A 24,155-nucleotide genomic window follows, 5' to 3' on the forward strand; every position below is an offset into this window, starting at 1 on the left:
GCAGGGCCGCACCATGATCGTGATCGACCACGACATGGACGCCCTGTTCGAGCTCGCCGGGCGCATCACCATGCTGCAGGAAGGCCGGCTGCTGGTGGAAGGCACGCCGCAGGAGATCAAGGACAACCCGCTGGTCCAGGAAGCCTACCTGGGCGGCATCCAGGAGCCGCTGCAGCATGAGCCTGCTTGAAGTCCGGGGCCTCAACAGCTACTACGGCGATTCGCACATCCTGTTCGACGTCGGCATGCGCGTGGAGCGCAACGAGGTCGTGGCGCTGCTCGGGCGCAACGGCGCCGGCAAGAGCACCACGCTCAAGAGCCTGATGGGCGTGGTCACGCCGCGCACGGGCTCGGTGGTGCTCGATGGCGTGGAGCTGGCCGGCCGCAAGAGCCACGTCATCGCCCGCGCCGGCATGCAGCTGGTGCACGAGGAGCGCCGCATCTTCCCCAGCCTGAGCGTGGAGGAGAACCTGGTGCTCGCCGGCCTCACCGCGCCCGATCCGTGGCCGCCCGGACGCGTCTACGAGATGTTCCCGCGCCTGAAGGAGCGCCGCACCAACCGCGGCGGCGAGCTGTCCGGCGGCGAGCAGCAGATGCTGGCGATCGGCCGCGCGCTGGTGCGCCAGCCCAAGATCGTGCTGCTGGACGAACCCTTCGAGGGCCTGGCGCCGGTGATCGTGCGCTACCTGGCGCAGGCCTGCCGCGAGCTCGCTGCGGCCGGCCAGACGCTGGTGCTGGTGGAACAGAACCTGGCCGCCGCACTGAACCTGGCCGATCGCGTCTACATCCTGAACAACGGCCACGTCGTGCACGAGGGGTCGGCGCAGGAGATCCTCGCCAGCCCCGGCATCGTCAAGCGGCACCTGGGGGTCTGACCCCCGGCGGCACGGCCTCAGGAGACGGCACGTTCCTCGTTGCCCGCCGGCTGGGCTGCCGGCCCAGCGCCGCTCGCCGGCCGCGGCCGCGGCTTGCCGGGCGCCGGCAGCCAGAGCGTGAACGCGGAGCCGCGGCCGGATTCGCTCTCCACCGTCAGGTCGCCTCCCATCAGGCGCGCGATGCGGCGGCTGATCGCCAGGCCGAGCCCCGTTCCCTGCTGCGCGTGCGGGTCGAGCCGCGTGTACTCCTGGAAGATCAGCTCGCGCTTGTCCTCCGGGATGCCGGGGCCCGTGTCGACGACGCTCAGCGCGACCCAGTTGCCGGTCGGCTCGCCGCCGCGCGAGGGCACCGAGGCCTGCACCGTCGCGCGGCAGCGCGGCGCGTACTTGATCGCGTTGGAGACGAGATTGGCGAGCACCTGGCGCACCCGCACCGGGTCCGCGCAGGCCCGCACGCCGTCCGGCACCCGCAGTTCGATCTCCAGGCCGGCGGCACCGGCCTGGGCCTGGAACATCTCGACGGTCTCGCGCGCGGCCTCGGCCAATTCCACTTCCACCCGCTCCAGGTCCACCTGGCCGGCCTCGGTGCGTTCCAGTTCCAGCAGGTCGTCGATCAGCCGCAGCGAAGTGCGGATGCCGCGCCGGATCCGGCGCACGGCCTCGCGCTGCCGCTCCTCCAGCGCGCCGTAGGCCCGCCCGTCCTCCAGCAGCGAGGCGCTCATGTCGGCGGCGCCCAGGGGGCTGCGCAGGTCGTGGCTGAAGCCGCGCATCAGGCGCGAGCGGCTCTCGGTCACCTGTTCCAGTTCGGCCCGGCGCCGCTCGGCCTCCTCGCGCGCTTCGCGCTCGCCCGCCAGCAGCCGCTCGCGTTCGGCCTCGTGCTGCTTGCGCTCGGAGATGTCGGTGAGGGTGCCGAACCACTGGACGATCCGGCCGTCGCCGCCCCGCAGCGGCGCCGCCTTGCCGATGAACCAGCGGTAGATCCCGTCCGCGCCCCGGAACCGGTACTCGATGGTGTAGGCCTCGCCGGTCTCCACCGAGCGCGTCCATTGCTGCCGGGTGCGCTCGCGGTCGTCGGGATGCAGGAAACGCAGCCAGCCCTCGCCGTCCGTCTGGCCGGGCGCAGTGCCGGTGTACTCGTACCAGCTGCGGCTGAAGAAGTTGTGGAAGCCGTTCGCGTCGGCCACCCAGATGTGCTGCGGGATCATGTCGGCCAGCAGGCGGTAGCGCGCCTCGCTGCGCTGCAGTTCCTCCTGCGCCTTGCGGCGCGCGCTCACGTCGCGGAAGTACACCGACACGCCGCTGGCGGCCGGGAAGGCACGCACTTCCAGCCAGCTCCCCAGCGCGGGGTAGTACTCCTCGAAGGACACGGTCTCGCGCCGCTCGCGCACCCGTTCGTATTCGCGCTGGAAGGTGGTGCCCATGGCGGCCGGGAACTCCGCCCACATGTCGCGCCCGAGCAGCTCGGTGCGGCTTCGCTGCAGCAGCCGCTCCGCGTGCTTGTTCACGTAGGTGAAGCGCCATTCGGCGTCGACGGCGAAGAAGGCGTCCGTGATGCTCTCCAGCACCGTGGCGACCGCGCGCTCGCTGTCCTTGCGCTCGGTGACGTCGATCAGGACGCCGAAGACCCGCGTCGGCTTGCCCGTCCGCTCGTCGAGCAGGGCTTCGCCGCGGCACTCGAACCAGCGCCAGCCGTCGTCGGTCGTGTGGGCGCGGAACTCCACCGAGAACTCCTGCCCCGGCGGTGTCGAGGGCTCGAGCGCCTGGCGGGCCAGTTCGCGGTCCGCCGGGTGGACGCGATCGAAGAAGAAGGTTCGGCTGGCATTGAACGCGGCGACCGGCCAGCCGGTCAACTGCTCGACCTCGGGCGTCCACACGGTCCTGCCGCTCGCCAGGTCGCTGGTCCACGCCGCCATGCGGCCCCCGTGCATCGCCAGCCGCAGGGCCTCGCGGCTTTCGCGCAGCACGGCTTCGGAGCGTACGACCTGCTGCGCCTCCGCGAGCTGGCGGTGCAGCTTGGCCAGTTCGACCAGCAGCATCACCAGCACGACGCACGAGGACGCAAGGGCATAGACGCGGCCGGCGTAGAAGCCGAGGTCGTAGCGGCCCGTGTTGAAGATCGACACCAGCCCGATCTCGAAGAACACGGCGCAGAGCATCACCACCAGCCACAGGTCCAGCACCGAACGGATGCCGCGGCCCCACAGCAGGAGCGCGGCACTCGCGGCCAGCACCCACTGGCCATAGCGGCCGAGGTTGAAGGCCGACGAGTAGTGGTTGTCCACCAGCATGGGCGGCAACCAGCCGCCGCCCACGGTGGCGAGCAGGGTGAATCCCAGGGCCAGCAGGGCGACCGCACCGAACATGGCCGCGATGGCATTGCGCATCGAGGACACGGCGGGGACACGCTCGCGCAGGAACACGTTGGCGATCACTGCGCAGGGCAGGCCGATGTGCCAGAAGACGTGCAGGTAGCCCGTGGTCTGCGGCCCCGCGCCGAGCAGGCCGCCGGCAGAGAACACGCCGGGAAAGGTCATCATGTGGACCGATGCCATGGTGGCGGAGTACAGGTAGCCGCCCACCAGGACCAGGGGCTCGACGCGCCGGCTCAGCCGCGCCTGCCCCAGCAGCAAGCCCGCCGTGATCAGGTCGTTGATGATCAGGCCCGACTGCGCCAGCGGGATGAACCAGGACGCCGGCGCCAGCTGCTCCTTCGCGAGCGGCACGAGCGCCAGGAAGATCGCGGTGGCGACCACCAGCACGATCAGCGCGGCGCGGCGCGAGCCGGCATCGGGCGCACGGTCCCAGATGGCGAGCGCGGCCGGCGGCTGCGGCGGAGCCGCGACCCCGCCGCGCGCTTCGGCTTCGAGCAAGGAGAAGAACGGCATTTTCCTGGGCGGCGTGCGCGCGCCGGGTCGGAAGGTACCGCGACGGCCGCTGCGCCCACTCTGCGCGGCTTGTGCCCCGCCCCGTGTAGGACGATCCCGAAGCCGCGCTCCTGACCTGGCGCAAGCTGCCGCACAATGACCGCCATGAGCAACCCCCTCCTCGACTTCAACGATCTCCCCCTGTGGGACCAGGTGCGGCCGGAGCACGTGGCGCCCGCCGTCGACACCCTGCTGGCCCAGGCGGACCAGGCGCTGGCGCAGGTGACCGCGCCGGATTTCCCGGCGGACTGGAACGGGATGGCGCGCGTGCTCGACGTGGCGACCGAACGCCTGAGCCGGGCGTGGGGCGTGGTGGGACACCTCAACGCGGTGGCCGACACCCCCGAGCTGCGCGCCGCCTACAACGAGGCCCTGCCGCGCGTGACCGAGTTCTGGACCCGGCTCGGCTCCGACGAGAAGCTGTACGCGAAGTACAAGGCCATCGATGCCGCGAAGCTCACGCCGGAGCAGCAGCAGGCGCTGAAGAACGCGATCCGCAATTTCGTGCTCTCCGGTGCGGAGCTGACCGGCGCCGCCAAGGAACGCTTCGCCCGCATCCAGGAGCGGGCCGCGGAGCTGTCGCAGAAATTCAGCGAGAACGCGCTCGACGCGACCGATGCCTTCGCCTACTACGCCGGCGCGGAGGAACTCGATGGCGTGCCGCAGGACGTGGTGCAGGCCGCGCGCGCGGCCGCCGAGGCCGAGGGCAAGGCCGGCCACAAGCTCACGCTCAAGATGCCGAGCTACCTGCCCGTGATGCAGTTCGGGCACAACCGCGGGCTGCGGCAGCGCCTGTACACCGCCTACGTCACGCGCGCCAGCGACCAGGGCGATCCGAAGTTCGACAACACGCCCCTGATCCGCGAGATCCTCGCCCTGCGGCGCGAAGAGGCGCAGCTCCTGGGCTACCGCAACTTCGCCGAGGTGTCGCTGGTGCCCAAGATGGCCGAATCGCCCGAGCAGGTGATCCGCTTCCTGCGCGACCTCGCCCGGCGCGCCCGCCCCTACGCGCAGAACGACGTGCAGGACATGCGCAGCTTCGCCGCGGAGAAGCTGGGCATCGCCGACCCGCAGGCCTGGGACTGGGCCTACATCGGCGAGAAGCTGAAGGAGGAGCGCTACGCCTTCAGCGAGCAGGAGGTGAAGCAGTATTTCACCGCGCCCAAGGTGCTCGCGGGCCTGTTCAAGATCGTCGAGACGCTGTTCGAGGTGGAGATCCGGCGCGATTTCGCGCCCGCCTGGCACCCCGGCGTGGAGTTCTACCGCATCGAGCGCGCGGGCCAGCTGCTCGGGCAGTTCTACCTCGATCCGGCGGCGCGCACCGGCAAGCGCGGCGGCGCCTGGATGGACGACGTGCGAGCGCGCTGGCTGCGCCCCGACAACGCCCGCTTGCAGACGCCCGTGGCGCACCTGGTGTGCAACTTCGCCGAAGGCGTCGAGGGCCGCCCGCCCCTGCTCACGCACGACGACGTGATCACCCTCTTCCACGAGTCGGGCCACGGCCTGCACCACATGCTCACGCAGGTGAACGAGCGCGACGTCTCGGGCATCAGCGGCGTCGAATGGGACGCGGTGGAACTCCCCAGCCAGTTCATGGAGAACTTCTGCTGGGAGTGGGGCGTGCTGAAGCACATGACGGCGCACGTGGACACGGGCGAGCCCCTGCCGCGCGAACTGTTCGACAAGATGCTGGCGGCCAAGAATTTCCAGAGCGGCCTGGCCACGCTGCGGCAGATCGAGTTCGCCCTGTTCGACATGCTGTTGCACACAGACCACGATCCGGCGGCCGACTTCATGCCGCTTCTGCAACAAGTGCGAGCAGAGGTCGCCGTGCTCCAGCCGCCGCCCTTCAACCGCATGGCCCATACCTTCAGCCACATCTTCGCGGGCGGCTATGCGGCCGGCTACTACAGCTACAAATGGGCCGAAGTCCTCAGTGCCGACGCGTACGCGGCCTTCGAGGAGACGGCCGCCGCGGACGGCACGCCCAGCGTGCAGACGGGCCGCAAGTACCGGCAGGCCATCCTGGAGGCCGGGGGCAGCCGGCCGGCCATGGAGTCCTTCAAGGCCTTCCGGGGCCGCGAACCCACGCTGGATGCCTTATTGCGCCACCAGGGAATGGCCTGAGACAATCTGCCCGACAGCAGAGTGGAGGAAACCCGAGGGATGTCGATGTCATCTGTCCGACTGGTGGCGCTCGCCGCGCTGGTGGCTGGCGCCCCGCTCTGGGGTGCGGCGGCCCAGGCGCAGCAGGTCTATCGCATCGTCGGCCCCGACGGGAGCGTCACCTATTCCGACCGGCCGCCGCCGGATGGCCGGGCCGAGCTTGCCGGTGCGCTGCCGCTGGGGGCCGCGCCCGCGGCTGCCGGCGTGGCGGCGCTGCCGACCCCGCTGCGCGCCGTGGTGGCGCGCTATCCCGTGACGCTCTACACCGGCCGCGATTGCGGCCCCTGCGACGCCGCGCGCAGCTATCTCGCCAGCCGCGGCGTGCCGTTCACCGAGAAGACGGTGGCGACGGAGGCCGACGTGCGCGCGGTGCGCAACCTGAGCGGGGCCAACAGCCTGCCCTTCGCCACCCTCGGCCGGCAGCACCTGGTGGGCTTCTCGGACACCGAGTGGGCGCAATACCTGGACGCGGCCGGCTATCCCCCGACGTCGCAGCTGCCTCCGGGCTACCGCAACCCGCCGCCGAGCCCGGTGGTGGCCGTGGAGGCCCCGCGGCCCGCCCAAGCGGGCGCGGCGGCACCGCCGCCGGCCGCCGACGTGGCGCAGCCCCAGCGCCTGCCCAGCGACCCTTCGCCTTCGAACCCGCTCGGGCTGCGGTTCTAGTCCTTCAGAAGTGCAGCGTCTGCACGCCGCCGCTCGTGCCCAGCAGGCACACGGCGGCCTTCTGCTGCGCGAACACGCCCACCGTGACCACGCCGGGCCACTGGTTCACCTCGGTCTCGAAGGCGAGCGGATCGCGGATCGCCAGTCCCGTGACGTCGAGGATGTGCTGGCCGTTGTCGGTGACCAGCGGCTGGCCGTCCTTCAGGCGCACGCGCGCCTTGCCGCCCAGCGCCGCGAACTGGCGCACGATGCGCTGCGTGGCCATCGGGATCACCTCCACCGGCAGCGGGAAGCCGCCCAGCACCTCGACGCGCTTCGATTCGTCGGCGATGCAGACGAAGCGCCGCGCCTGCGCCGCGACGATCTTCTCGCGCGTGAGGGCCGCACCGCCGCCCTTGATCATGCAGCCGTGGCCGTCGATCTCGTCGGCGCCGTCGATGTAGACGGCCAGTTCCTCGACCTCGTTGGCGTCGAACACGCGGATGCCGATCGCCTGCAGCCGCTCGGTGGAGGCCACCGAGCTGGAGACGGCGCCGCGGATCTGGTCCTTCATCGTCGCCAGCGCCTCGATGAACTTGTTCACCGTGGAGCCCGTGCCGACGCCCACCACCTCGCCCAGCGGCACGTAATTGAGGGCGGCGCGCCCCACCAGCGTCTTGAGTTCGTCCTGCGTCACGCGACAATTCCCGGTTTGGTCTGGAAAACCGGAATTATCGGATGTCGCTGCTGCCCTACGCCCTGGCCCGCCCTTTCCTCTTCGGGCTCGATGCCGAAGCCGCCCACGAACTCACGCTGGGCACGCTCGCGCGCCTGAACGCGACGCCGCTGCAGCGGGTGTGGCGCAACGCCTTCGTGCCGGACCCGATCGAGCTGGCCGGCCTGCGTTTTCCCAACCGCATCGGCCTCGCCGCCGGCCTGGACAAGAACGCCCGCTGCATCGACGCGCTGGGCGCCATGGGCTTCGGCTTCGTCGAGGTCGGCACCGTCACGCCGCGGCCGCAGCCGGGCAATCCCCGGCCGCGCATCTTCCGCCTGCCGCAGGCCGACGCGCTGATCAACCGCCTGGGCTTCAACAACGACGGCCTCGACGCCTTCGTCGGCAACGTGCTGCGCTCGCAGTTCCGCGCCCAGGGGCGCCTGCTCGGGCTGAACATCGGCAAGAACGCGACGACGCCGATCGAGCAGGCCACCTCCGACTACCTCACGGGCCTGGCCGGCGTGTACCCGCACGCCGACTACGTGACGGTGAACATCTCCAGCCCCAACACCAGGAACCTGCGCGCACTGCAAAGCGACGAGGCGCTCGACGCGCTGCTGGGGGCACTGGCGGAGCGGCGGGAGGAGCTCGCACACCAGCATGGCCGGCGCGTGCCGCTGTTCGTGAAGATCGCCCCCGACCTCGACGAAGCGCAGGTCGACGTGATCGCCGGGACGCTGCGCCGCCACGGCATGGACGGCGTGATCGCCACCAACACCACCATCGCGCGCGACAAGGTGCAGGGCCTGCCGCACGCCGAGGAAACCGGCGGCCTCAGCGGCGCCCCGCTGCTCGAGGCCAGCAATCGCGTGATCGGGCAGCTGCGCGCCGCGCTCGGCCCGGGCTATCCCATCGTCGGCGTCGGCGGCGTGATGAGCGCCGAGGACGCCCTTTCCAAGCTGCGCGCCGGTGCCGACGTGGTGCAGATCTACACCGGCCTCATCTACCGCGGCCCGGCCCTGGTGGACCAGATCGCGAAGGCGTTCCGGGCGCGGCGGTCATAGGCCGGCGCTGGGCCCGAAGGCTGGCGCTGAACCGTAGGCTGGTGCTGAGCGCCGTAGGCCGAAGCCCAGCGATGCGCGTGCGCAGCGGAGCGCTGGGCTTTCGCTATCGCTCCAGCACCAGCCTACGCGTCGAACACCCGGCGCTTGCCGAAGCCGCGCGCGTTGTCGATGAAGAACAGCCGCTGCACCTGCAGCCGGTACCACTGCACCCGCGCCAGCGCCTCCAGGATCGCCGCGGGCGCGTATTCGGGGCGCACGAAGGAGAAACGCTCGGCATACAGCCGCCGCGCCCGCTCGCGCTCCTCGCCCGGCAGTTGCACGGCCACGCCCTCCAGCTGGATGCCGCGGATGCTGCGCCAGTCCTGCTCCTGCCCCTGGATGGTCGCCGCGCAGCGCGGCTCGCGCGCCAGCGCGCGCCCGTGCCGGCTGCCCGGCGCCGACAGGAACACTAGGTCCTCGCCGTCGCAGGCATAGAACAGCGCGGCGGCCCAAGGCCCCTCGGCGTCCTGCACCGCCAGCGTCATCACGTGGTGCCCGCGCAGGAACTCCGCGGCATCGCCGGAGAGATTCAGCGCCACGGAATCTCCGCCCCGGTCTCCGGCCCGTCCTCCTGCACCTCCCGGCTGGCCGCCGCTTCGTGCAGCCGCTTGAGCCGGTACGCCAGCTGCGGGCGCGTCAGCCCCAGCATGCGCGACGCGGCCGAGAGGTTGCCATGGGCCTTGTCGACCGCCGTCTCGATCAGCATCGCCTCCACCTGGTCCAGCGTGCGCACGCCGTTGAACACCGCTTCGCACAGGTCGCGCCCCGTGTCCCAGGCCGCGGCGTCGAGGTTGCCGTCCGCGCCCAGGCCCAGCTCGCCTTGCTGGCCCGCCGCCGACTGGCAGGAGAACAGGTGGTGCACCTCGATGCGCGAGCCGCTGGGCGCGAGGATCACGCCGCGCTCCACCATGTTCTGCAGCTCGCGCACGTTGCCGGGCCAGTCGTAGGTGAGCAGGGCCCGCTTGGCCTTGTCGGTGAAGCCGCGCAGCTTCTTGCCGTGCACGGCGCCGTACTTCTCCAGGAAGCGCTTGGCCAGGAAGGCGACATCCTCCTTGCGCTCGCGCAGCGGCGGGATCTCGACCTGGAAGGCATTGAGGCGGTAGTACAGGTCGGAGCGGAAGCGCCCCTCCTTCACCAGCCGCTGCAGGTCGACGTTGCTCGCCGCGATCACGCGCACGTCGACGGGCCGGGCGCGGTGGTCGCCCAGGCGCTCGATCTCGCGGTCCTGCAGCACCCGCAGCAGCTTGCTCTGCGCCGGCAGCGGCAGGTCCGCCAGTTCGTCCAGGAACAGGCTGCCGCCGTCCGCGCGCTCGAAGCGCCCGGCCCGCGCGCACTGGGCGCCGGTGTAGGCGCCGCGCTCGACGCCGAACAGCTCCGCCTCCACCAGTTCGGCCGGGATCGCCGCGCAGTTGACGGCCACGAAGGGCTTGTCGCGCCGCGAGCCCATCGCGTGCAGCGCCCGCGCGAACAGCTCCTTGCCCACGCCTGTCTCGCCGAGCAGCAGCACGGTGATCTGGCTCCTCGCGCCCTGGCGCAGCAGTTCGAAGGCCTGGCGGAAGCCCGGCGACACGCCGAGCATGTCCGCCGGCAGCACCTCCTTCTCGCCGATGCTGGAGCGCAGTTGCACCACCTGCGTCTGCAGGTCGATCAGCTGGTCGGCGATCGCATCGGGCGTGAAGTAGCGCGATTGCTCCGCAGCGTCGGGCCACTCCTCGGCCGGCTTGCCGACGATGCGGCAGCTGCCGTGGCCCATGCCCGCGCATTCGACTTCCCGGAACAGGATGGGGCGTCCCATGAAGGCGGAAGCATAGCCGCAGGCATAGCCGATCTGCGTCCAGCACACCGGGTCCTCGTGCTGGCCGTAGTGATGCCGGTGCCACTGCGCCTCCCACGAGTTCTCCCACAGGAACTCGCCGTAGAAGCGCCCGCTCAGGCGGTCGAGCTCCAGCCGCACCGGCGTGACCTGCACGATGCCTTCGAGCGTGTGCAGTTGCGGCCCCACCATGAAGGCCTCGGCGTCGCTGCACTCCTGCGAGCGAATGCGCGCGAGTTCGGCATCGCGCACGCCCGACGCATAGCCCATGCGCGTGAGCAAGCCGCGCGCGCGGTCCATGCCGAGCGAGTCGATCAGCTCCTTGCGCAGCAGGCCCTGGGCCTCCGCGTGCACCAGCAGCATGCGGTGCTCGTGCAGCCAGATCTGGCCGGTGCGCGGGCAGAAACGGATCTGCGCCCGGACGTCCTCGGCGGGACCACGGGCAATGCTGTGGAGCCGGGCCATCGGCGCTCCTTCGGGCTGCTTGTCTCCAGACGCCTTTGTAGGGAGCCTGCCACGCGCGAGCTTGACCGAGGTCAAACTTCGCCCCCGCGCGGCCTCCGTGCCTTCCCGCACTTCGCCCTGGCGCTTCACCAAATGATGAAGCGGCGCGTGCACGCCGCACGCGGTCTCACCAAATGGAGAACGGCTGGCCGCACGGCTGCGGCCGCCGCGACTGCGCAATCGCGCCTGCCCCAGAGGGAAGCGCGCCCTCCCCGCCCCGCGTGGCACGTCTCATGCGTTCAGGCGCCCCGCAGATCCGCCGCGGCGGCGGCCGGAATCACACCACGAAGGAGACGACCCGATGAAATTCCCCGTTCCGCACGACGTGAAGGCCGGCACGATCCCCGGCACCGAAGGCTGGGAGCGGATGTACCCGTACCAGTACCAGTTCGTCACCGACGACCCGGCGCGCAACGCGTACGAGAAGGAGACCTTCTGGTTCTACGACGGCCTGCACTACCCCGAACCGCTCTATCCCTTCGACACGATCTGGGACGAAGCGTGGTACCTGGCGCTCTCGCAGTTCAACAACCGGATCTTCATGGTGCCGCCGGTGCGCGGCGTGGACCACCGCATCGTCAACGGCTATGTCTACATCTCGCCGGTCCCGGTGAAGGACCCGCAGGAGATCGGCGCCCGCGTGCCCGCGTTCATGGAGCGGGCCGGCTACTACTACAAGAACTGGGACGCGCTGGAAGCCAAGTGGAAGGTGAAGATGGAGGCCACCATCCGCGAGCTGGAGGCGGTGCGCATCCCGCGCCTGGCCGACATGGAGGACCTGCAGGTCGTCACCGGGGCGCTCGGCGAGTCCGAGGGCTACCACCTGCTGAAGAACTACGACGACCTGATCAACCTCGGGATCAAGTGCTGGCAGTACCACTTCGAGTTCCTCAACCTCGGCTACGCCGCCTACGTCTTCTTCCTCGACTTCGCGCAGAAGCTGTTCCCCAACATCCCGGCGCAGCGCGTCACGCAGATGATCTCGGGCATCGACGTCATGATGTACCAGCCCGACGAGCAGCTGAAGAAGCTGGCCCGCCTGGCCATCGAGCTGCGGGTCGACGAGGTGCTGTGCTTCAGCCCCGAATGGCGCGTCGTCGAGGAGGCGCTGAAGAAGCTGCCCAATGGCGTCAAGTGGCTCACGTCCCTCAATCTTGCGCGCGAGCCCTGGTTCAACATCTCCTGCGGCACCGGCTGGTTCCACCACGACCGCTCGTGGAACGACCAGATGAACGTGCCCCTGTCGGGGATCGCCACCTACATCGCCAAGCTGCGCCAGGGCGAATCGATCGACCGCCCCACCGACAAGGTGCGCGCCGAGCGTGACCGCATCACGGCCGAATACCGCGCGCTGATCGAGAAGCCCGAGGACCTGAAGCAGTTCGACGAGCTGCTCGGGTGCGCCAAGACCGTCTTTCCGTACGTGGAGAACCACCTGTTCTACGTCGAGCACTGGTTCCACTCGGTGTTCTGGAACAAGATGCGCGAGGTCGCGGCCATCATGAAGGAGCACGGCGTCATCGAGGACGTCGAGGACGTCTGGCTGCTGCGGCGCGACGAGGTGCGCGCGGCGCTGTGGGACATCGTCACCGCCTGGGCCACCGGCGTGCCGCCGCGCGGCGCCCACACCTGGCCGCAGGAGATCGTCTGGCGCAAGGGCGTGATGGCGGCCTTCAAGGCCTGGAGCCCGCCGCCGGCACTCGGCACCGCACCCGAGGTGATCCAGGAGCCCTTCACCATCGTGCTCTGGGGCGTGACCAACAAGTCGCTGGCCGACTGGGCGGCGGTGCAGGAGGTCGCCAACCCCGACAGCATCACCGAGCTGAAAGGCTTCGCGGGCAGCCCCGGCATCGTCGAGGGCCGCGCGCGGGTGTGCCGCACCGTCGATGAAGTGGGCCAGTTGCGCCAGGGCGAGATCCTGGTCGCGCCGACCACCTCGCCCTCGTGGGCGCCCGCCTTTGCCCGGATCGGCGCCTGCATCACGGACGTGGGCGGCGTGATGAGCCACGCCGCGATCGTCTGCCGCGAGTACGGTATGCCCGCCGTCGTGGGCACCGGGCACGCGACCAAGGTGATCCGCACCGGCATGATGCTGCGCGTCGACGGCTCCACCGGCGCCGTGAGCATCGCGCGCTGAAGGAGCGGGCCATGCTGGTCCACGCAACGGAACTGGCACCGGTGCGCCGCGCCGCCGCGGCGCAGCCGCTGGTGTGCTGGCTGGAGGACTGCCGCAAGGACGCCGTGCCGCTGGTGGGCGGCAAGTGCGCATCGCTCGGCGAGTTGATCAACGCCGGCGTGCGCGTGCCTCCGGGCTTTGCGCTCACCACCGCCGGATTCCGCCGCTTCATGGCCGAATCCGGCGTCGGCGAGGCGGTGCGCGCGCTGCTCGCCGGCGCCGATGCCGGCGACCTCGAAGCGCTGGAGGCGACCAGCGCGCGCATCCGCGACCTGATCGAGGCGCAGCCCTTCTCCGAGGAACTCGAGGACGAAGTGGCCGAGTGCTACCGCAAGCTGTCGGTGCGCTGCGGCCTGCCGGCCGTTCCGGTGGCGGTGCGCTCCAGCGCCACGGCGGAGGACCTGGTCGATGCCAGTTTCGCGGGCCAGCAGGACACCTACCTCTGGATCCGCGGCATCGACGCCGTGCTGGACCGCATGCGCCGCTGCATCTCCAGCCTCTACACGGCCCGCGCCATCGCCTACCGCGCCAACAAGGGCTTCGACGACGCGGCGCTGGCCATCTCCGTGGGGGTGCAGAAGATGGCCAACTCGTATGCCGCCGGCGTGATGTTCACGCTCCATCCCGTCAACGGCGACCGTTCGGTGATCGTGGTCGACTCCAACTTCGGCTTCGGTGAATCGGTGGTCTCGGGTGAGGTGACGCCGGACCACTTCGTCGTCAACAAGGTCACGCTGGACATCATCGAGCGCGTGGTCTCGCAGAAGCTGGTCTGCTACACGGTGGACCCGAAGACGCAGACCTCGGGCGCCTTCGAAGTGCCCTACGAGCGGCAGAAGGTGCAGTCGCTGATCGACGACGAGATCACCGAACTGGCCTGGATGGGCAAGCGCATCGAGAAGCACTACGGCCGCCCGATGGACATCGAGTGGGCGGTCGACAAGGACCTGCCCGCCGGCGGCAACATCTTCATCCTGCAGGCGCGCCCCGAGACCGTGTGGAGCGCGCGCTCGTCGCAGGCCACCGACACGCGTCCGGCCGCTTCGGCCATGGACTACATCCTTTCCGCCATGCTCGCCGGCCGCAAGGTCGGCTGACCCCTTCACGTTTCCCATTCCCGCAACGGAGCCCCAGATGAACGCACGCACCGAAGTCCGGCCCATCGACGACCTGCGCAGCTACATGGCCGCGCTGGAGGCGCACGGGCAACTGCACCGCATCCGCACCGAAGTCGACTGGAAGTACGAGCTGTGCCACATCTCCAAGGTGAACGAGGAGCAGAAGGGCCCCGCCCTGCTGTACGAGAACGTCAAGGGCTACGACATCCCGGTGTTCACCAGCGCCTTCACCACCTCGCAGCGGCTCGCGATCGCGCTGGAGCAGGATCCCGCGCTCTCCATGAGCCAGCTGTCGAAGAAGTGGATGGAGCTCACCACCAAGCAGATGATCAAGCCGGCCTTCGTCGACCGGCCCGCGGTGATGGAGAACCAGATCACGGGCGATGCGATCGACATCGAGAAGTTTCCCTCGCCGTGGTTCTATCCGGATGACGGCGGCCGCTTCTTCGTCACCGCCGGCTACCTGGTCACGCAGGACCCGGACACCGGCTGGACCAACCTCGGCACCTACCGCTCGCAGGTGCTGGGAAAGGGCATCCTCGGCTCGCAGATCATCAAGGGCAAGCATGGCGACATGCACATGAAGAAGTACCAGGAGCGTGGCGAGCTGATGCCGGCGGCGGCCGTGGTGGGCTGCGACCCCGTGCTGTTCCTGGCCAGTTCCACCCTGGTGAGCGCCGGCATCGACGAGTACGACGTGGCGGGGTCGCTGCGCGGCCGGCCGGTGCCCGTGTTCAAGTCCGAGGTCACCGGCCTCACGCTGCCGGCGAACGCGGAGATCATCGCCGAGGGCTTCATCGACCCGAACGAACTGATGGACGAAGGCCCCTTCGGCGAGTACACCGGCTACTACTCCGGCAACAAGGGCAAGGACTATCCGAAGCCGGTGCTGCGCATCAAGCGCATCCTGCACCGCAACAACCCCGTCATGTGGTCCACCACGGTCGGCAAGCCGATCAACGACATCCACATGATCCAGTCGCTCAATCGCACCGCGACGCTCTGGTACGACCTCGAGACCATGAAGGTGCCCGGCATCCAGAGCGTCTACATCCCGCCCGAGGCCTGCGGCCGCTTCTGGGTGGTGGTGTCGGTCAAGCAGATGTACCCGGGCCACTCCAACCACGTCGGCAACGCCGTGATCGCCAGCACCACCGGCCACTACGGCGTGAAGGGCGTGATCACGGTGGACCACGACATCGAGGCCGACGACTGGGACCGCGTCTGGTGGGCCCTGGCCACCCGCTTCGATCCCAGGCGCTCGGCGCAGATCATCGACCGCGGCCGCTCCACCCCGCTCGACCCGGGCCTGCCGATCAGCGCACGCGACATCACCAGCCGCATCATCCTGGACGCCTGCACCCCCTTCGAATGGAAGGACAAGCCCAACGAGATCTTCATGGACCGCGCCGTGCTGCAGAAGGTGTCGGACCGCTGGAACCAGTACGGCTTCACGGGGCCCAGCCCGGTGGCCGGAATGATCCACCGGCTGACCCGGCCGGAGGCAAAGAAGGCCAAGGCCTGAGCAGGGCGGGGAGGCGGTCATGGCCAGCGGCAAGCGCATCGTCATCATCTGCAACCTCGACACCCGCGGCGAGGACATCGTGTTCGTCAAGGACCTGATCGCCTCCCGCGGGCACGAGCCGGTCCTGCTGGACTTCAGCATGGAGGAGCCGCCGCCGTTTCCCGGCGACATCACCACCGAGGAGGTGGCGCGGCGCGGCGGCCTCGCCATCGAGGCGCTGCGCGAGAAGTTCCGCACCGACCGCGACGCCGCCACCGCCAACCAGATCGCCGGCGCGGCGGCCATCGTCAACGACCTGCTGCGCGAGAACCGCGTGCATGGCGTGATCGGCATCGGCGGCGGCACGGCGACGCTGGTGGCCACCTCGGTGATGCGGCAGCTGCCCTTCGGCATGCCCAAGCTGATGGCCTCGCCGATGGCGGCGCACCCGGCCTACATCGACAAGTACGTCGGCACCAGCGACATCACCATGCACCACACCGTGCTGGACATCGTCAAGATGAATCCGCTGCTGAAGGCGCAGATCACCAACGCCGTCGGCGCGATCTGCGGCATGGTGGAACTCACGCAGGGCACCGACATCGCGTTCGACAAGCCCTGCGTGGCGATCTCCTCCTTCGGCTTCGGCGAGATGGCGGTGCAAGCGGCCGTCGGCATGCTGGAGGACGAGGGCTTCACCCCCATCGTGTGCCACGCGCAGGGCAAGGGCGACCGGGCGATGGAGGAGATGATCGCCAGCGGCGCCTTCCACGGCGTGGTCGACATCTGCACCGGCGGGATCGTCGAACACCTGTTCCACGGCAACCGCGATCCCGGCCCCGACCGCCTGAAGGCGGCCGCCCGCGCCGGCATTCCGATGGTGCTGGCGCCGTGCGGGCTCGACATCCTGTCCTACGGCGGACGCCCGGACATGCTGGCGCGCACGAAGGAGCGCGCGCAGGTGGTGCAGGACGCGCTGCGCGTGCAGGTACGCACGACGGCCGACGAACTGCGCCAGGCCGCCAACGTGATCGCCGACCGCCTGAACGAGGCGCGCGGTCCCTGGACCTTCCTCGTGCCGCTGCAAGGCTGGTCGTCGCTGGACAAGCCCGGTCGCCCGATCTTCGATCCGGAAGCCGATGCCGCCTTCGTGGCGCGCCTGAAGCAGAAGCTCGCGCAACCCTGGCGTGTCAAGGAGCTCGACCTGCACCTGTACACGCCCGAGTTCGCGCGCGCCGCGGTGGCCGAATTCGTGCGCCTGTACGAACAGGTCCACGCGCCCCGGGCGCAGGCGGCGGCGGCATGAACACGCCACTGCCGTCGCTGCGTCCCCTGCGCGTGCGCGACTGGATGCAGCGCGAGCCGCTCACCACCGCCAGCGACACGCTGGTCTCCGAAGCCAAGCGCCTCATGAGCGAACATCGCCTGCACGCGCTGCCGGTGGTCGACGATGGGCGACTGCGCGGCCTGGTCACGCGGGCCAACCTGCTGCGCATGGGCCACTTCGTGCTGCGCACGCAGAACGCCGACGAATTCGCCTTCTTCGTCACGCGCCTGAAGGTGAAGGACGTGATGCTGCGCCGTCCGGCCACCGTGGACGCCGACGACACGATGGAGGACTGCCTCGCGCGCGGGCGCGAGCTGCGCGTCGGGCAGTTCCCGGTGCTCGAAGGCGGACGCCTGGTCGGCGTGATCTCGGCCAACGAGATCTTCCAGCTGGCAGCGCACTGCGTCGCCGCCAGCCACGCCGCGGAGGCGCCGCCCTGCCCCGCGGACCTGCGCGCGAAGTGATCGCCGATTCCCCGTTTCGCCCGCCGGGGATTGACCGGCATCAAGCTTGCGCGGCGCCACGCGGCGGTGTCTTCACCGATGCGTTCGTGCCGCGCGCGTTCCACATTGCCGGCAGGCCGACGCCTTCCGGAAGGACCGACATGACTGCTGCCTGGGGACCCGATTCCATCCACAAGGACATGCGCACCTGGATCCGCGAGCTCGACGCGGCCGGTGAATTGATCCGCATCGACAAGCCGGTCGATCCCCTCACGCAGATGGGATCGCTGCTGTACCAGTCGCGCGAGAAGGCGCTGCTGTTCGAGAACCTCGCGCACGGCTGGCGCTCGCTCGGGCAGGCACCGGCCAACTTCCGCCATGCCGCCCTCGCGTTCGGCGCGCCGCAGGAGGAAGTGGTACCGCTGATCGCGCAGCGCATGGGCAAGCTGATCGCGCCGCAGAGGGTGGAGTACGGGCCGGTGAAGGAGGTGAAGCTGCGCCAGGGCGAGTTCGACCTCACGCAGCTGCCGGTGCACGTGGCCGGCAGGCTCGATGGCGGCCCCGTGATCGGCTCGGGTCTGGTCGTGACCAAGGACCCCGACACCGGCCAGCGCAACCTGAGCTTCCACCGCCTGCAGATCAAGGGCCCCGACAAGTCGGGCATCCTGCTGGTGCCGCGCCACACCTGGAAGAACTACCAGAAGTACCAGGCCCGCAACGAGCCGATGCCGGTGGCGATCATGATCGGCCACCATCCGCTGTACTACATGGCGGCGGCGACCACCGCGGCCTACGGCCTCGACGAATTCGAGATCGCCGGCGGCTACCTCGGCGCGCCGGTGCCGCTGGTGAAATGCGAGACGGTGGACCTGGAAGTGCCCGCCAACGCGGAGCTGGTGCTCGAGGGCTTCATCCCGCCGCACGTGCGCGAGGACGAAGGGCCCTTCTCGGAATTCCAGGACTACTACGCCACCGGCACCGGCAAGAACCCGGTGGTGAACTACACCTGCATGACGCGGCGCCACGACGCGATCTTCAAGAACCTGCAGAACGGCTCGGAGATGGAAGGCTGCGTGTTCCACAAGCTGCCCATGAGCGCCACCATCTTCCGCCGCCTGAAGGACGTCGGTGGTGGGCCCAACCTGCACAACGTGATGATCCTGCCCGGCATCTTCGCGCTGGTGGTGCAGATGACGCCGCGCGCCTACGGCGAGGCCAAGAACCTGCTGCTGGCCGCCCTCGCCTCCGAATACCAGCACCCGAAGATCGCGATCGCGGTCGATGCCGACGTCGACATCTTCAACCCGAACGAGGTGCTGTGGGCGATCACGACGCGCGTGGATCCCGACAAGGACGTGGTGATCATCCCCGGCACGCACAACCACGCGATGGATGCGAGCCTGCAGGAACTGGGCGCGCCCGGCACGGGCCTGTGGCAGCGCTTCGGCTCCAAGATGCTGATCGACGCCACCGCGCCGCCGCCGGCCGACGCCGCCGCGCGCGCCAATTTCGAGCGCATCCGCCCGCTCAACCCGCAGCTGCGGCTGGAGGATTTCGCCGCCGCCGGTTCCATGGACATCGTCCGCGCCCTGTCACCGCAGTTCTTCGGCTCCAGGCTGCTGGGCCGCTGAAGGAGGCTCCCATGTTGCTGCGCATCCTGCGAGGCCTGGCCGCCGCCGCCCTGGCGCTGGCCGCTGCCGCTGCCGCCCACGCGGGCTACCCCGAACGGGCGATCACGCTGGTGATCCCGGTGGCCGCCGGCGACGCGACCGACATCGCCGGCCGGGTGATGGCCGACGAGCTCTCGAAACTGCTGAAGGTGCCGGTGCTGCCCGTGAACGCGCCGGGCGCGGGCGGCCTGATGGGCGCGGGCTCGGTGGCCAAGGCGGCCAAGGACGGCTACACGCTGCTGTTCACGATCAACGCCTCGCTCACCAGCAACCGCATCCTCAACCCGCACACAGCCAGCTACGACCCGCTGACGGACTTCACGCCGCTCGGGCTCACCACGCGCACGCCGATGGTGATCGCCGTGCGCGGCGATGCGCCCTTCCACACCCTGGCCGAACTCGCGGCGCACGCCAAGCAGCATCCCGGCCAGGTGAGCCTGGGCACCGCCGGCACCGGCACCATCGGCGACTTCACGGTGCAGATCGTCGGCGCGCAGACCGGGACGAAGATGATGATGGTGCCCTTCAAGGGCGCCGGGCCCTCGGTCGCGGCGCTGCAGGGCGGGCACATCGAAGGCACGGCCGTGGCGCTCGGGCTGCTGGCCGGGCACCTGAAGAACGGCAGCCTGCGTGCGATCGTGACCTCGACCCGCTCGCCCGAGTTCCCCAACATTCCCACCATGGGCGAGCTGGGCTACCGGCAGGAGCTGCTGGGCGTGTGGCTCGCCTTCCTCGCGCCGGCGGGCGTCCCGCCCGAGGTCACCCGCGTGCTGGTGCCGGCGATCGAGAAGGTCGCCACCGATCCGGCCGTGGCCGCGCGGCTCGCGACCCTGGGCGTGGTGCAGGACTACCAGCCGCCACAACAGCTGCTGGCGGAGATCCGCGCCGAGCAGAAGATCGTGGAGGAGATCCTGCGCCGGTCCGCGGGCGCGACCGAAGGAGCGGCCCGATGACCCTTCCGCTGATCGTGGCGATCACCGGTGCGACGGGGGTGATCTACGGCGTCGAGCTGCTGCGCGTGCTGAAGGACCTCGGCCAGCCCGCCCACCTGATCCTGAGCGAGGCGGCGGGGGCCAACCTCGCCATCGAGACCGAGTACACGCTCGACGACGTGCGCGGGCTGGCGGCCGTCGTGTACCGCAACAACGACATCGGCGCCGCGGTGGCCAGCGGGTCCTTCCGCACCCGCGGCATGATCGTCGCGCCCTGCACGGTGAAGACGCTGTCGGCCATCGCCAACTCCTTCACCTACAACCTGGTCGCGCGCGCCGCCGACGTGCAGCTGAAGGAAGGCCGCAAGCTGGTGCTGATGGTGCGCGAGACGCCCTTGCACAAGGGGCATCTGGACCTGATGGCGCGCGCGGCCGATTGCGGCGCGGTGATCCTGCCGCCCATGCCGGCCTTCTACCACCGCCCCGAGACGATCATGGACCTGGTCCACCAGAGCATCGGCAAGGCGCTGGACCAGGTCGGGGTCGAGCACGAGCTGTTCCGGCGCTGGAGCGGGCGCGATGAAAGCGGTGTGGCGCGGTGAAGAGGGTCCCGTACATCCAATCTACGGTTCCTGCACCTGCACCTGCAACGACGCGAACCACGCCGCCAGATCCTCGATCTCGCGGTCGCTCAAGCCTTTCGCGATCACCGACATCACTTCGTGCGGGCGCTTGCCGCTGCGGAAATTGCGCAGCTGCTCGCTGAGGTAGATCTCCGGCTGGCCGGCCAGGTGCGGCGCATTGGGCACCATCGAGATGCCCAGCGCCCCATGGCACACCGTGCAGGCCTGCGCCTTGGCCTTGCCGGAGCGCGGGTCGGCGGCCTGGGCCGAAACGACGCAGGCCGCCAGCAGCAGCGCGAACGCCTCGCGCCTCAAGGCTGGTACGAGATGCGGTAGATCGCTCCGGCGTAGTCGTCGGACACCAGCAGCGAGCCGTCCTTCATCACGGCCACGTCGACCGGCCGGCCGCGGTAGGTGCCGGTGGCGTCGTCGAGCCAGCCTTCCGCGAAGACCTCGGCCCGGCCCGCCTTGCCGTCGGCGCCGACCGGCACGAAGTTGATCAGCGCGCCGCTCGCCTTGGTGCGGTTCCACGAGCCGTGCGAGGCGACGAAGGCGCCGCCGCGATAGCGCTGCGGGAACTGCGTCGCGTTGTAGAAGGTCATGCCCAGCTGCGCCTGGTGGGCCGGGAATTCGACTTCGGGGAACACCGCGTTGGCGGGCTCCTTCATCTCCTTCAGCTCGGGCGCCGCGGCCGAACCCGCCACCTTGAACTTGCCGCCCCAGTAGGGATAGCCGAAGTGCTGGCCGACCTTGGTCAGGCGATTGAGTTCGCCGGGCGGGTTGTCGTCGCCCAGGCCGTCGGTCTGGTTGTCGGTGAACCACAGCACCTTGTCGCGCGGGTTGAAGTCCATGCCGACCGAGTTGCGCACGCCCAGCGCCACGATCTCGCGCTTGGAGCCGTCGAACGGATCCAGGCGCACGATGCCGCCGATGCCCATGCGGTCGTACAGGCTGAACTTCATCATCGGCGGCACGTTGTGCGGCTGCCCCAGCGTCACGTAGAGCTTGCCGTCGTCGCCCACGCGGCAGGTGCGCGCGCCGTGGTTGTACGACTCCTCCTCCACCGGCACCAGGCCACCCTGCGGCACCACCTCGATCACGGCCACGTCCGGGCCTTCGTAGAAGAACTCGGCGGCCGGGAAGTTGAGGATGCGGTTGTGCTCGACGACGATCAGGAAGCCGTCCTTGGTCCAGCACACGCCGTTGGGCACCTTGAAGTTGAGCGAAGGCGCGAAGGGCTTCACCTCGTCGGCGACGTTGTCGCCGTTGCGGTCCGTCACGGCCCAGACGGTCGTCTTGCGGGTGCCAACGAACAGCATGTTGGTCGAGGGCGCCACCGCCATGTGGCGCGCGTCGGGCACGATCGCGAACAGGTCGATGCGGAAACCCGGCGGGAGCTTCACCCGCTTGAGGTTGGCGCGGATCGCATCCGCATTGCGCCCTTCCTGCGCGACGGTCGGAATGTTGAGGTCCGTGCCCGAGACGCGCATCTGTTTCAATGCGCCAAGGTTGTCACGGCCGGACTGCGCGGATGCGCTGAAGCACACGGTGCCGACGGCCGCAGCCACGGCCAGAACCTGCATAGCCCTTCTCATGTTGCCTCCTTGTGGTGGATCCGAACGCTGAGCGATTGGAGCGCAGCGGGTCCGGGAGGCAGTAGGACTTTTTCCTATGGTTTCAAAGACGTTTCAAAGGAGCTCGGCCGTGATCAGCTCCGCGATGGCGAGCGCGCTGGTGAGACCCGGCGATTCGATGCCGAACAGGTTCACCAGGCCGGGCACGCCATGCAGCGCAGGGCCGTCGATGCGGAAGTCGGGCGCCTTCTCGTGCGGGCCGTGGATCTTGGGCCGCACGCCGCTGTAGCTGGGCGCGAGCGCACCGTCCGGCAGCTCCGGCCAGTAGCGGCGCACCTCGGCATAGAAGCCGTCCGCACGGGCCGGGTCGACACGGTAGTCGATCTGTTCGGGCGCCTCCACATCGATCCATTCGAGGTCGGGCCCGAACTTGGCCTGGCCGCCGAGGTCCAGCGTGAGGTGCGTGCCGAGGTGCGCGTCGCCCGGCGCGGGATAGATCAGGTGCGTGAAGGGCGCGCGGCCGGCGAGCGCGTAGTAGTTGCCCTTGGCGAACCACTCGCGCGGCACGAAGCGCGCTTCCAGGCCTTCGAAGCGGCGTGCCAGCGCGCAGGCATGCAGGGAGGCCGCGTTCACCAGCACGTCGCAGGCGAGCTCCGAGCCGTCGGCGAAGCGCAGCACGTGCGGCTCGCCCGCGCGCACGGCCAGTTGCGCCGACACCGCCTCGCTGCCCAGCGCCACCAGGCCGCCGTCGCGTTCGAGATCGCCCTGCAGCGCCAGCATGAAGCCATGGCTGTCGACGATGCCGGTCGAAGGCGAGTGCAGCGCCGCGATGCATTGCAGCGCCGGCTCGAGGGCCCGCACCTGCGCGGCTGCGAGCCATTCGACGGGCACGCCGTTGGCCGCGGCGCGGTCCTGCAGGCCGCGCAAGGCACGCACCTCGTCCTCGCTGTTGGCCACGGTGAGCTTGCCGCAGCGCCGGTGCTCCACGCCATGCGTGGCGCACAAGGCGTACAGCAGCTCCTTGCCGCGCACGCACAGGCGGGCCTTGAGCGAGCCCGGCGTGTAGTAGAGGCCGGCGTGGATCACCTCGCTGTTGCGCGAGCTCACGCCCTGGCCGATGCCGGCCTGCGACTCCACCACCAGCGTCTCGCGGCCAGCCTGCGCCAGCGCGCGTCCCACGGCAAGGCCGACCACGCCGGCGCCGACCACCACGGCAGCGACGCGGTCCATCAGGCCAGCTTCCGCGGATCGGTGGCGAGCAGCACCTGCACCAGCTCGCGCAGGTGGCCCTGCAAGGTGGCGAAGCCGGCGTGCGGCTCCAGCGTGCCCTCGTCCATGTACAGCTTGCGATTGACCTCGACCTGGATGCTGTGCCGCTGCGCCGCCGGGTCGCCGTAGCGGCGCACCAGTTCCACGCCCTTGTACGGGTGGTTGTAGGAGACGGAATAGCCGAAGCCGCGCAGCACCTCGCAGATGCGCTGCGACAAGGCCGGCCCGGCGGTGCTGCCGTCGCGGTCGCCGATCACGAAGTCGGCATGGACCAGGCCCGGGAAGTCGGTCGAATACGCCGACGAGACGGCCGGCATCGAATGGCAGTTCAGGTGGATGCTGTAGCCGTGGCGCGCATGGGCGGCCTCGATGGCGGCGGCCACCGCCTGGTGGTAGGGCTTCCAGCAGCGCTCGATGCGGCTGCGCACCTCCGCGGCCGTGAGCTTGCGGTCGTAGAGCGGATCACCGTCGTCGGTGATGCGCCAGATCAGGCCCTTGCCCAGGCGCACCTTGGCGAGCGCGGCGGGGTCGGTTTCGACCGGGCCGTCCCACTCGCCTTCGATCAGCGAGACATCCAGTTCGGTGACGTTGCGGTTGACATCGATGTAGCTGCGCGGGAACAGCGCCTCGATCCACGCTGCGCCGAGGGCGGGCGCGAAGGCGTAGAGCTTCTCGACGTGGGTGTCCTCGGCGCGCCGCAGCACGGCCGGCGGGCAGCAGGAGCGGAAGTCTTCGGGATAGTTCACGCCGCTGTGCGGCGAATCGAGCACCAGG

General features: G+C 69.8%; 20 protein-coding genes and 1 pseudogene. 13 read left to right on the plus strand and 8 right to left on the minus strand.

From position 1 onward, the window contains the following. A pseudogene (locus VFM98_RS25140) lies at positions 1-190 on the plus strand (hypothetical protein); the annotation flags it as partial. Next, positions 177-875, plus strand: a complete 699-nt coding sequence (locus VFM98_RS25145) for an ABC transporter ATP-binding protein (protein ID WP_325112622.1) — start codon at positions 177-179, stop codon at positions 873-875. The pseudogene VFM98_RS25140 and the gene VFM98_RS25145, both read left to right, overlap by 14 nt. A 17-nt stretch (positions 876-892) precedes the next feature. Here VFM98_RS25145 and VFM98_RS25150 read toward each other — a convergent pair whose 3' ends face one another. After that, entirely contained in the window at positions 893-3,745 is a 2,853-nt protein-coding gene (locus VFM98_RS25150) for a PAS domain-containing protein (protein ID WP_325112623.1), read from the minus strand. A gap of 159 nt (positions 3,746-3,904) precedes the next feature. Here VFM98_RS25150 and VFM98_RS25155 point away from each other — a divergent pair, with 159 nt between their 5' ends. Both VFM98_RS25155 and VFM98_RS25160 read left to right on the plus strand, forming a co-directional pair. Then, the gene (locus VFM98_RS25155; RefSeq protein ID WP_325112624.1) at positions 3,905-5,926 is read left to right on the plus strand and encodes a M3 family metallopeptidase; all 2,022 of its coding nucleotides are present in this window, start codon (positions 3,905-3,907) and stop codon (positions 5,924-5,926) included. A 45-nt stretch (positions 5,927-5,971) separates the two neighbouring features. Next, on the plus strand, positions 5,972-6,628 hold the full coding sequence (locus VFM98_RS25160; protein ID WP_325112625.1) for a glutaredoxin family protein: 657 nt from the start codon (positions 5,972-5,974) through the stop codon (positions 6,626-6,628). A gap of 4 nt (positions 6,629-6,632) precedes the next feature. Here VFM98_RS25160 and rpiA read toward each other — a convergent pair whose 3' ends face one another. Next, entirely contained in the window at positions 6,633-7,304 is a 672-nt protein-coding gene (rpiA, locus tag VFM98_RS25165) for a ribose-5-phosphate isomerase RpiA (RefSeq protein ID WP_325112626.1), read from the minus strand. A gap of 41 nt (positions 7,305-7,345) precedes the next feature. Here rpiA and VFM98_RS25170 point away from each other — a divergent pair, with 41 nt between their 5' ends. Continuing rightward, positions 7,346-8,389 (plus strand): quinone-dependent dihydroorotate dehydrogenase, encoded by a 1,044-nt coding sequence (locus VFM98_RS25170; RefSeq protein ID WP_325112627.1) that lies wholly within the window; start codon positions 7,346-7,348, stop codon positions 8,387-8,389. A 122-nt stretch (positions 8,390-8,511) separates the two neighbouring features. On the opposite strand, the gene VFM98_RS25175 is transcribed toward VFM98_RS25170, so the two are convergent. Continuing rightward, positions 8,512-8,967: a pyridoxamine 5'-phosphate oxidase family protein gene (locus VFM98_RS25175; RefSeq protein ID WP_325112628.1), complete on the minus strand. Its 456-nt coding sequence runs from the start codon at positions 8,965-8,967 to the stop codon at positions 8,512-8,514. Further along, on the minus strand, positions 8,958-10,706 hold the full coding sequence (locus VFM98_RS25180) for a sigma 54-interacting transcriptional regulator (RefSeq protein ID WP_325112629.1): 1,749 nt from the start codon (positions 10,704-10,706) through the stop codon (positions 8,958-8,960). Before VFM98_RS25180 ends, VFM98_RS25175 begins: the two co-directional genes overlap by 10 nt. A 340-nt stretch (positions 10,707-11,046) precedes the next feature. On the opposite strand from VFM98_RS25180, the gene VFM98_RS25185 reads away from it, so the two are divergent. From VFM98_RS25185 to VFM98_RS25220, 8 genes are all read left to right on the plus strand, one after another. Beyond that, the gene (locus VFM98_RS25185) at positions 11,047-12,882 is read left to right on the plus strand and encodes a PEP-utilizing enzyme (RefSeq protein WP_325112630.1); all 1,836 of its coding nucleotides are present in this window, start codon (positions 11,047-11,049) and stop codon (positions 12,880-12,882) included. Positions 12,883-12,893: 11 nt separating this feature from the next. Next, complete coding sequence (locus VFM98_RS25190; protein WP_325112631.1) at positions 12,894-14,018, plus strand: PEP/pyruvate-binding domain-containing protein; 1,125 nt, start codon at positions 12,894-12,896, stop codon at positions 14,016-14,018. A 37-nt stretch (positions 14,019-14,055) separates the two neighbouring features. Beyond that, positions 14,056-15,564 (plus strand): phenylphosphate carboxylase subunit beta, encoded by a 1,509-nt coding sequence (ppcB, locus tag VFM98_RS25195; RefSeq protein ID WP_325112632.1) that lies wholly within the window; start codon positions 14,056-14,058, stop codon positions 15,562-15,564. A gap of 19 nt (positions 15,565-15,583) precedes the next feature. Beyond that, entirely contained in the window at positions 15,584-16,849 is a 1,266-nt protein-coding gene (locus tag VFM98_RS25200; protein ID WP_325112633.1) for a Tm-1-like ATP-binding domain-containing protein, read from the plus strand. Beyond that, on the plus strand, positions 16,846-17,334 hold the full coding sequence (locus tag VFM98_RS25205) for a CBS domain-containing protein (protein WP_325112634.1): 489 nt from the start codon (positions 16,846-16,848) through the stop codon (positions 17,332-17,334). The genes VFM98_RS25200 and VFM98_RS25205 overlap by 4 nt, the downstream gene beginning before the upstream one ends. 140 nt (positions 17,335-17,474) lie before the next feature. Further along, the gene (locus VFM98_RS25210; protein ID WP_325112635.1) at positions 17,475-18,944 is read left to right on the plus strand and encodes a UbiD family decarboxylase; all 1,470 of its coding nucleotides are present in this window, start codon (positions 17,475-17,477) and stop codon (positions 18,942-18,944) included. 11 nt (positions 18,945-18,955) lie between these two features. Then, positions 18,956-19,936 (plus strand): tripartite tricarboxylate transporter substrate binding protein, encoded by a 981-nt coding sequence (locus VFM98_RS25215; protein WP_325112636.1) that lies wholly within the window; start codon positions 18,956-18,958, stop codon positions 19,934-19,936. Beyond that, positions 19,933-20,517, plus strand: a complete 585-nt coding sequence (locus VFM98_RS25220) for a UbiX family flavin prenyltransferase (protein ID WP_325112637.1) — start codon at positions 19,933-19,935, stop codon at positions 20,515-20,517. Before VFM98_RS25215 ends, VFM98_RS25220 begins: the two co-directional genes overlap by 4 nt. A 21-nt stretch (positions 20,518-20,538) precedes the next feature. Here the strand turns inward: VFM98_RS25220 and VFM98_RS25225 are convergent, their stop codons facing one another. From VFM98_RS25225 to VFM98_RS25240, 4 genes are all read right to left on the minus strand, one after another. Then, positions 20,539-20,853, minus strand: coding sequence for a cytochrome c (locus tag VFM98_RS25225; RefSeq protein ID WP_325112638.1), 315 nt, complete (start codon positions 20,851-20,853; stop codon positions 20,539-20,541). After that, positions 20,850-22,133 carry a PQQ-dependent sugar dehydrogenase gene (locus VFM98_RS25230; protein ID WP_325112639.1) on the minus strand — a complete coding sequence of 428 codons (1,284 nt, stop codon included), beginning with the start codon at positions 22,131-22,133 and terminating at the stop codon, positions 20,850-20,852. The genes VFM98_RS25225 and VFM98_RS25230 overlap by 4 nt, the downstream gene beginning before the upstream one ends. Before the next feature lie 93 nt (positions 22,134-22,226). Then, positions 22,227-23,342 carry an NAD(P)/FAD-dependent oxidoreductase gene (locus tag VFM98_RS25235; RefSeq protein ID WP_325112640.1) on the minus strand — a complete coding sequence of 372 codons (1,116 nt, stop codon included), beginning with the start codon at positions 23,340-23,342 and terminating at the stop codon, positions 22,227-22,229. Then, on the minus strand, positions 23,342-24,154 hold the full coding sequence (locus VFM98_RS25240; protein WP_325112641.1) for an N-formylglutamate amidohydrolase: 813 nt from the start codon (positions 24,152-24,154) through the stop codon (positions 23,342-23,344). The genes VFM98_RS25235 and VFM98_RS25240 overlap by 1 nt, the downstream gene beginning before the upstream one ends. Between the last annotated feature and the right edge of the window lies 1 nt (position 24,155).

The sequence above is a fragment of the Ramlibacter sp. genome, assembly GCF_035706265.1.
Lineage (GTDB): Bacteria > Pseudomonadota > Gammaproteobacteria > Burkholderiales > Burkholderiaceae_C > Ramlibacter.

What these genes read in the sequence shown, in the direction of transcription:
- VFM98_RS25145 (WP_325112622.1), top strand. Translation starts at nt 177, where the DNA reads ATGAGCCTGCTTGAAGTCCGGGGCCTCAACAGCTACTACGGCGATTCG.
- VFM98_RS25155 (WP_325112624.1), top strand. Translation starts at nt 3,905, where the DNA reads ATGAGCAACCCCCTCCTCGACTTCAACGATCTCCCCCTGTGGGACCAG.
- VFM98_RS25160 (WP_325112625.1), top strand. Translation starts at nt 5,972, where the DNA reads ATGTCATCTGTCCGACTGGTGGCGCTCGCCGCGCTGGTGGCTGGCGCC.
- VFM98_RS25170 (WP_325112627.1), top strand. Translation starts at nt 7,346, where the DNA reads ATGTCGCTGCTGCCCTACGCCCTGGCCCGCCCTTTCCTCTTCGGGCTC.
- VFM98_RS25180 (WP_325112629.1), bottom strand. Translation starts at nt 10,706, where the DNA reads ATGGCCCGGCTCCACAGCATTGCCCGTGGTCCCGCCGAGGACGTCCGG.
- VFM98_RS25185 (WP_325112630.1), top strand. Translation starts at nt 11,047, where the DNA reads ATGAAATTCCCCGTTCCGCACGACGTGAAGGCCGGCACGATCCCCGGC.
- VFM98_RS25190 (WP_325112631.1), top strand. Translation starts at nt 12,894, where the DNA reads ATGCTGGTCCACGCAACGGAACTGGCACCGGTGCGCCGCGCCGCCGCG.
- ppcB (WP_325112632.1), top strand. Translation starts at nt 14,056, where the DNA reads ATGAACGCACGCACCGAAGTCCGGCCCATCGACGACCTGCGCAGCTAC.
- VFM98_RS25200 (WP_325112633.1), top strand. Translation starts at nt 15,584, where the DNA reads ATGGCCAGCGGCAAGCGCATCGTCATCATCTGCAACCTCGACACCCGC.
- VFM98_RS25205 (WP_325112634.1), top strand. Translation starts at nt 16,846, where the DNA reads ATGAACACGCCACTGCCGTCGCTGCGTCCCCTGCGCGTGCGCGACTGG.
- VFM98_RS25210 (WP_325112635.1), top strand. Translation starts at nt 17,475, where the DNA reads ATGACTGCTGCCTGGGGACCCGATTCCATCCACAAGGACATGCGCACC.
- VFM98_RS25215 (WP_325112636.1), top strand. Translation starts at nt 18,956, where the DNA reads ATGTTGCTGCGCATCCTGCGAGGCCTGGCCGCCGCCGCCCTGGCGCTG.
- VFM98_RS25220 (WP_325112637.1), top strand. Translation starts at nt 19,933, where the DNA reads ATGACCCTTCCGCTGATCGTGGCGATCACCGGTGCGACGGGGGTGATC.
- VFM98_RS25230 (WP_325112639.1), bottom strand. Translation starts at nt 22,133, where the DNA reads ATGAGAAGGGCTATGCAGGTTCTGGCCGTGGCTGCGGCCGTCGGCACC.
- VFM98_RS25235 (WP_325112640.1), bottom strand. Translation starts at nt 23,342, where the DNA reads ATGGACCGCGTCGCTGCCGTGGTGGTCGGCGCCGGCGTGGTCGGCCTT.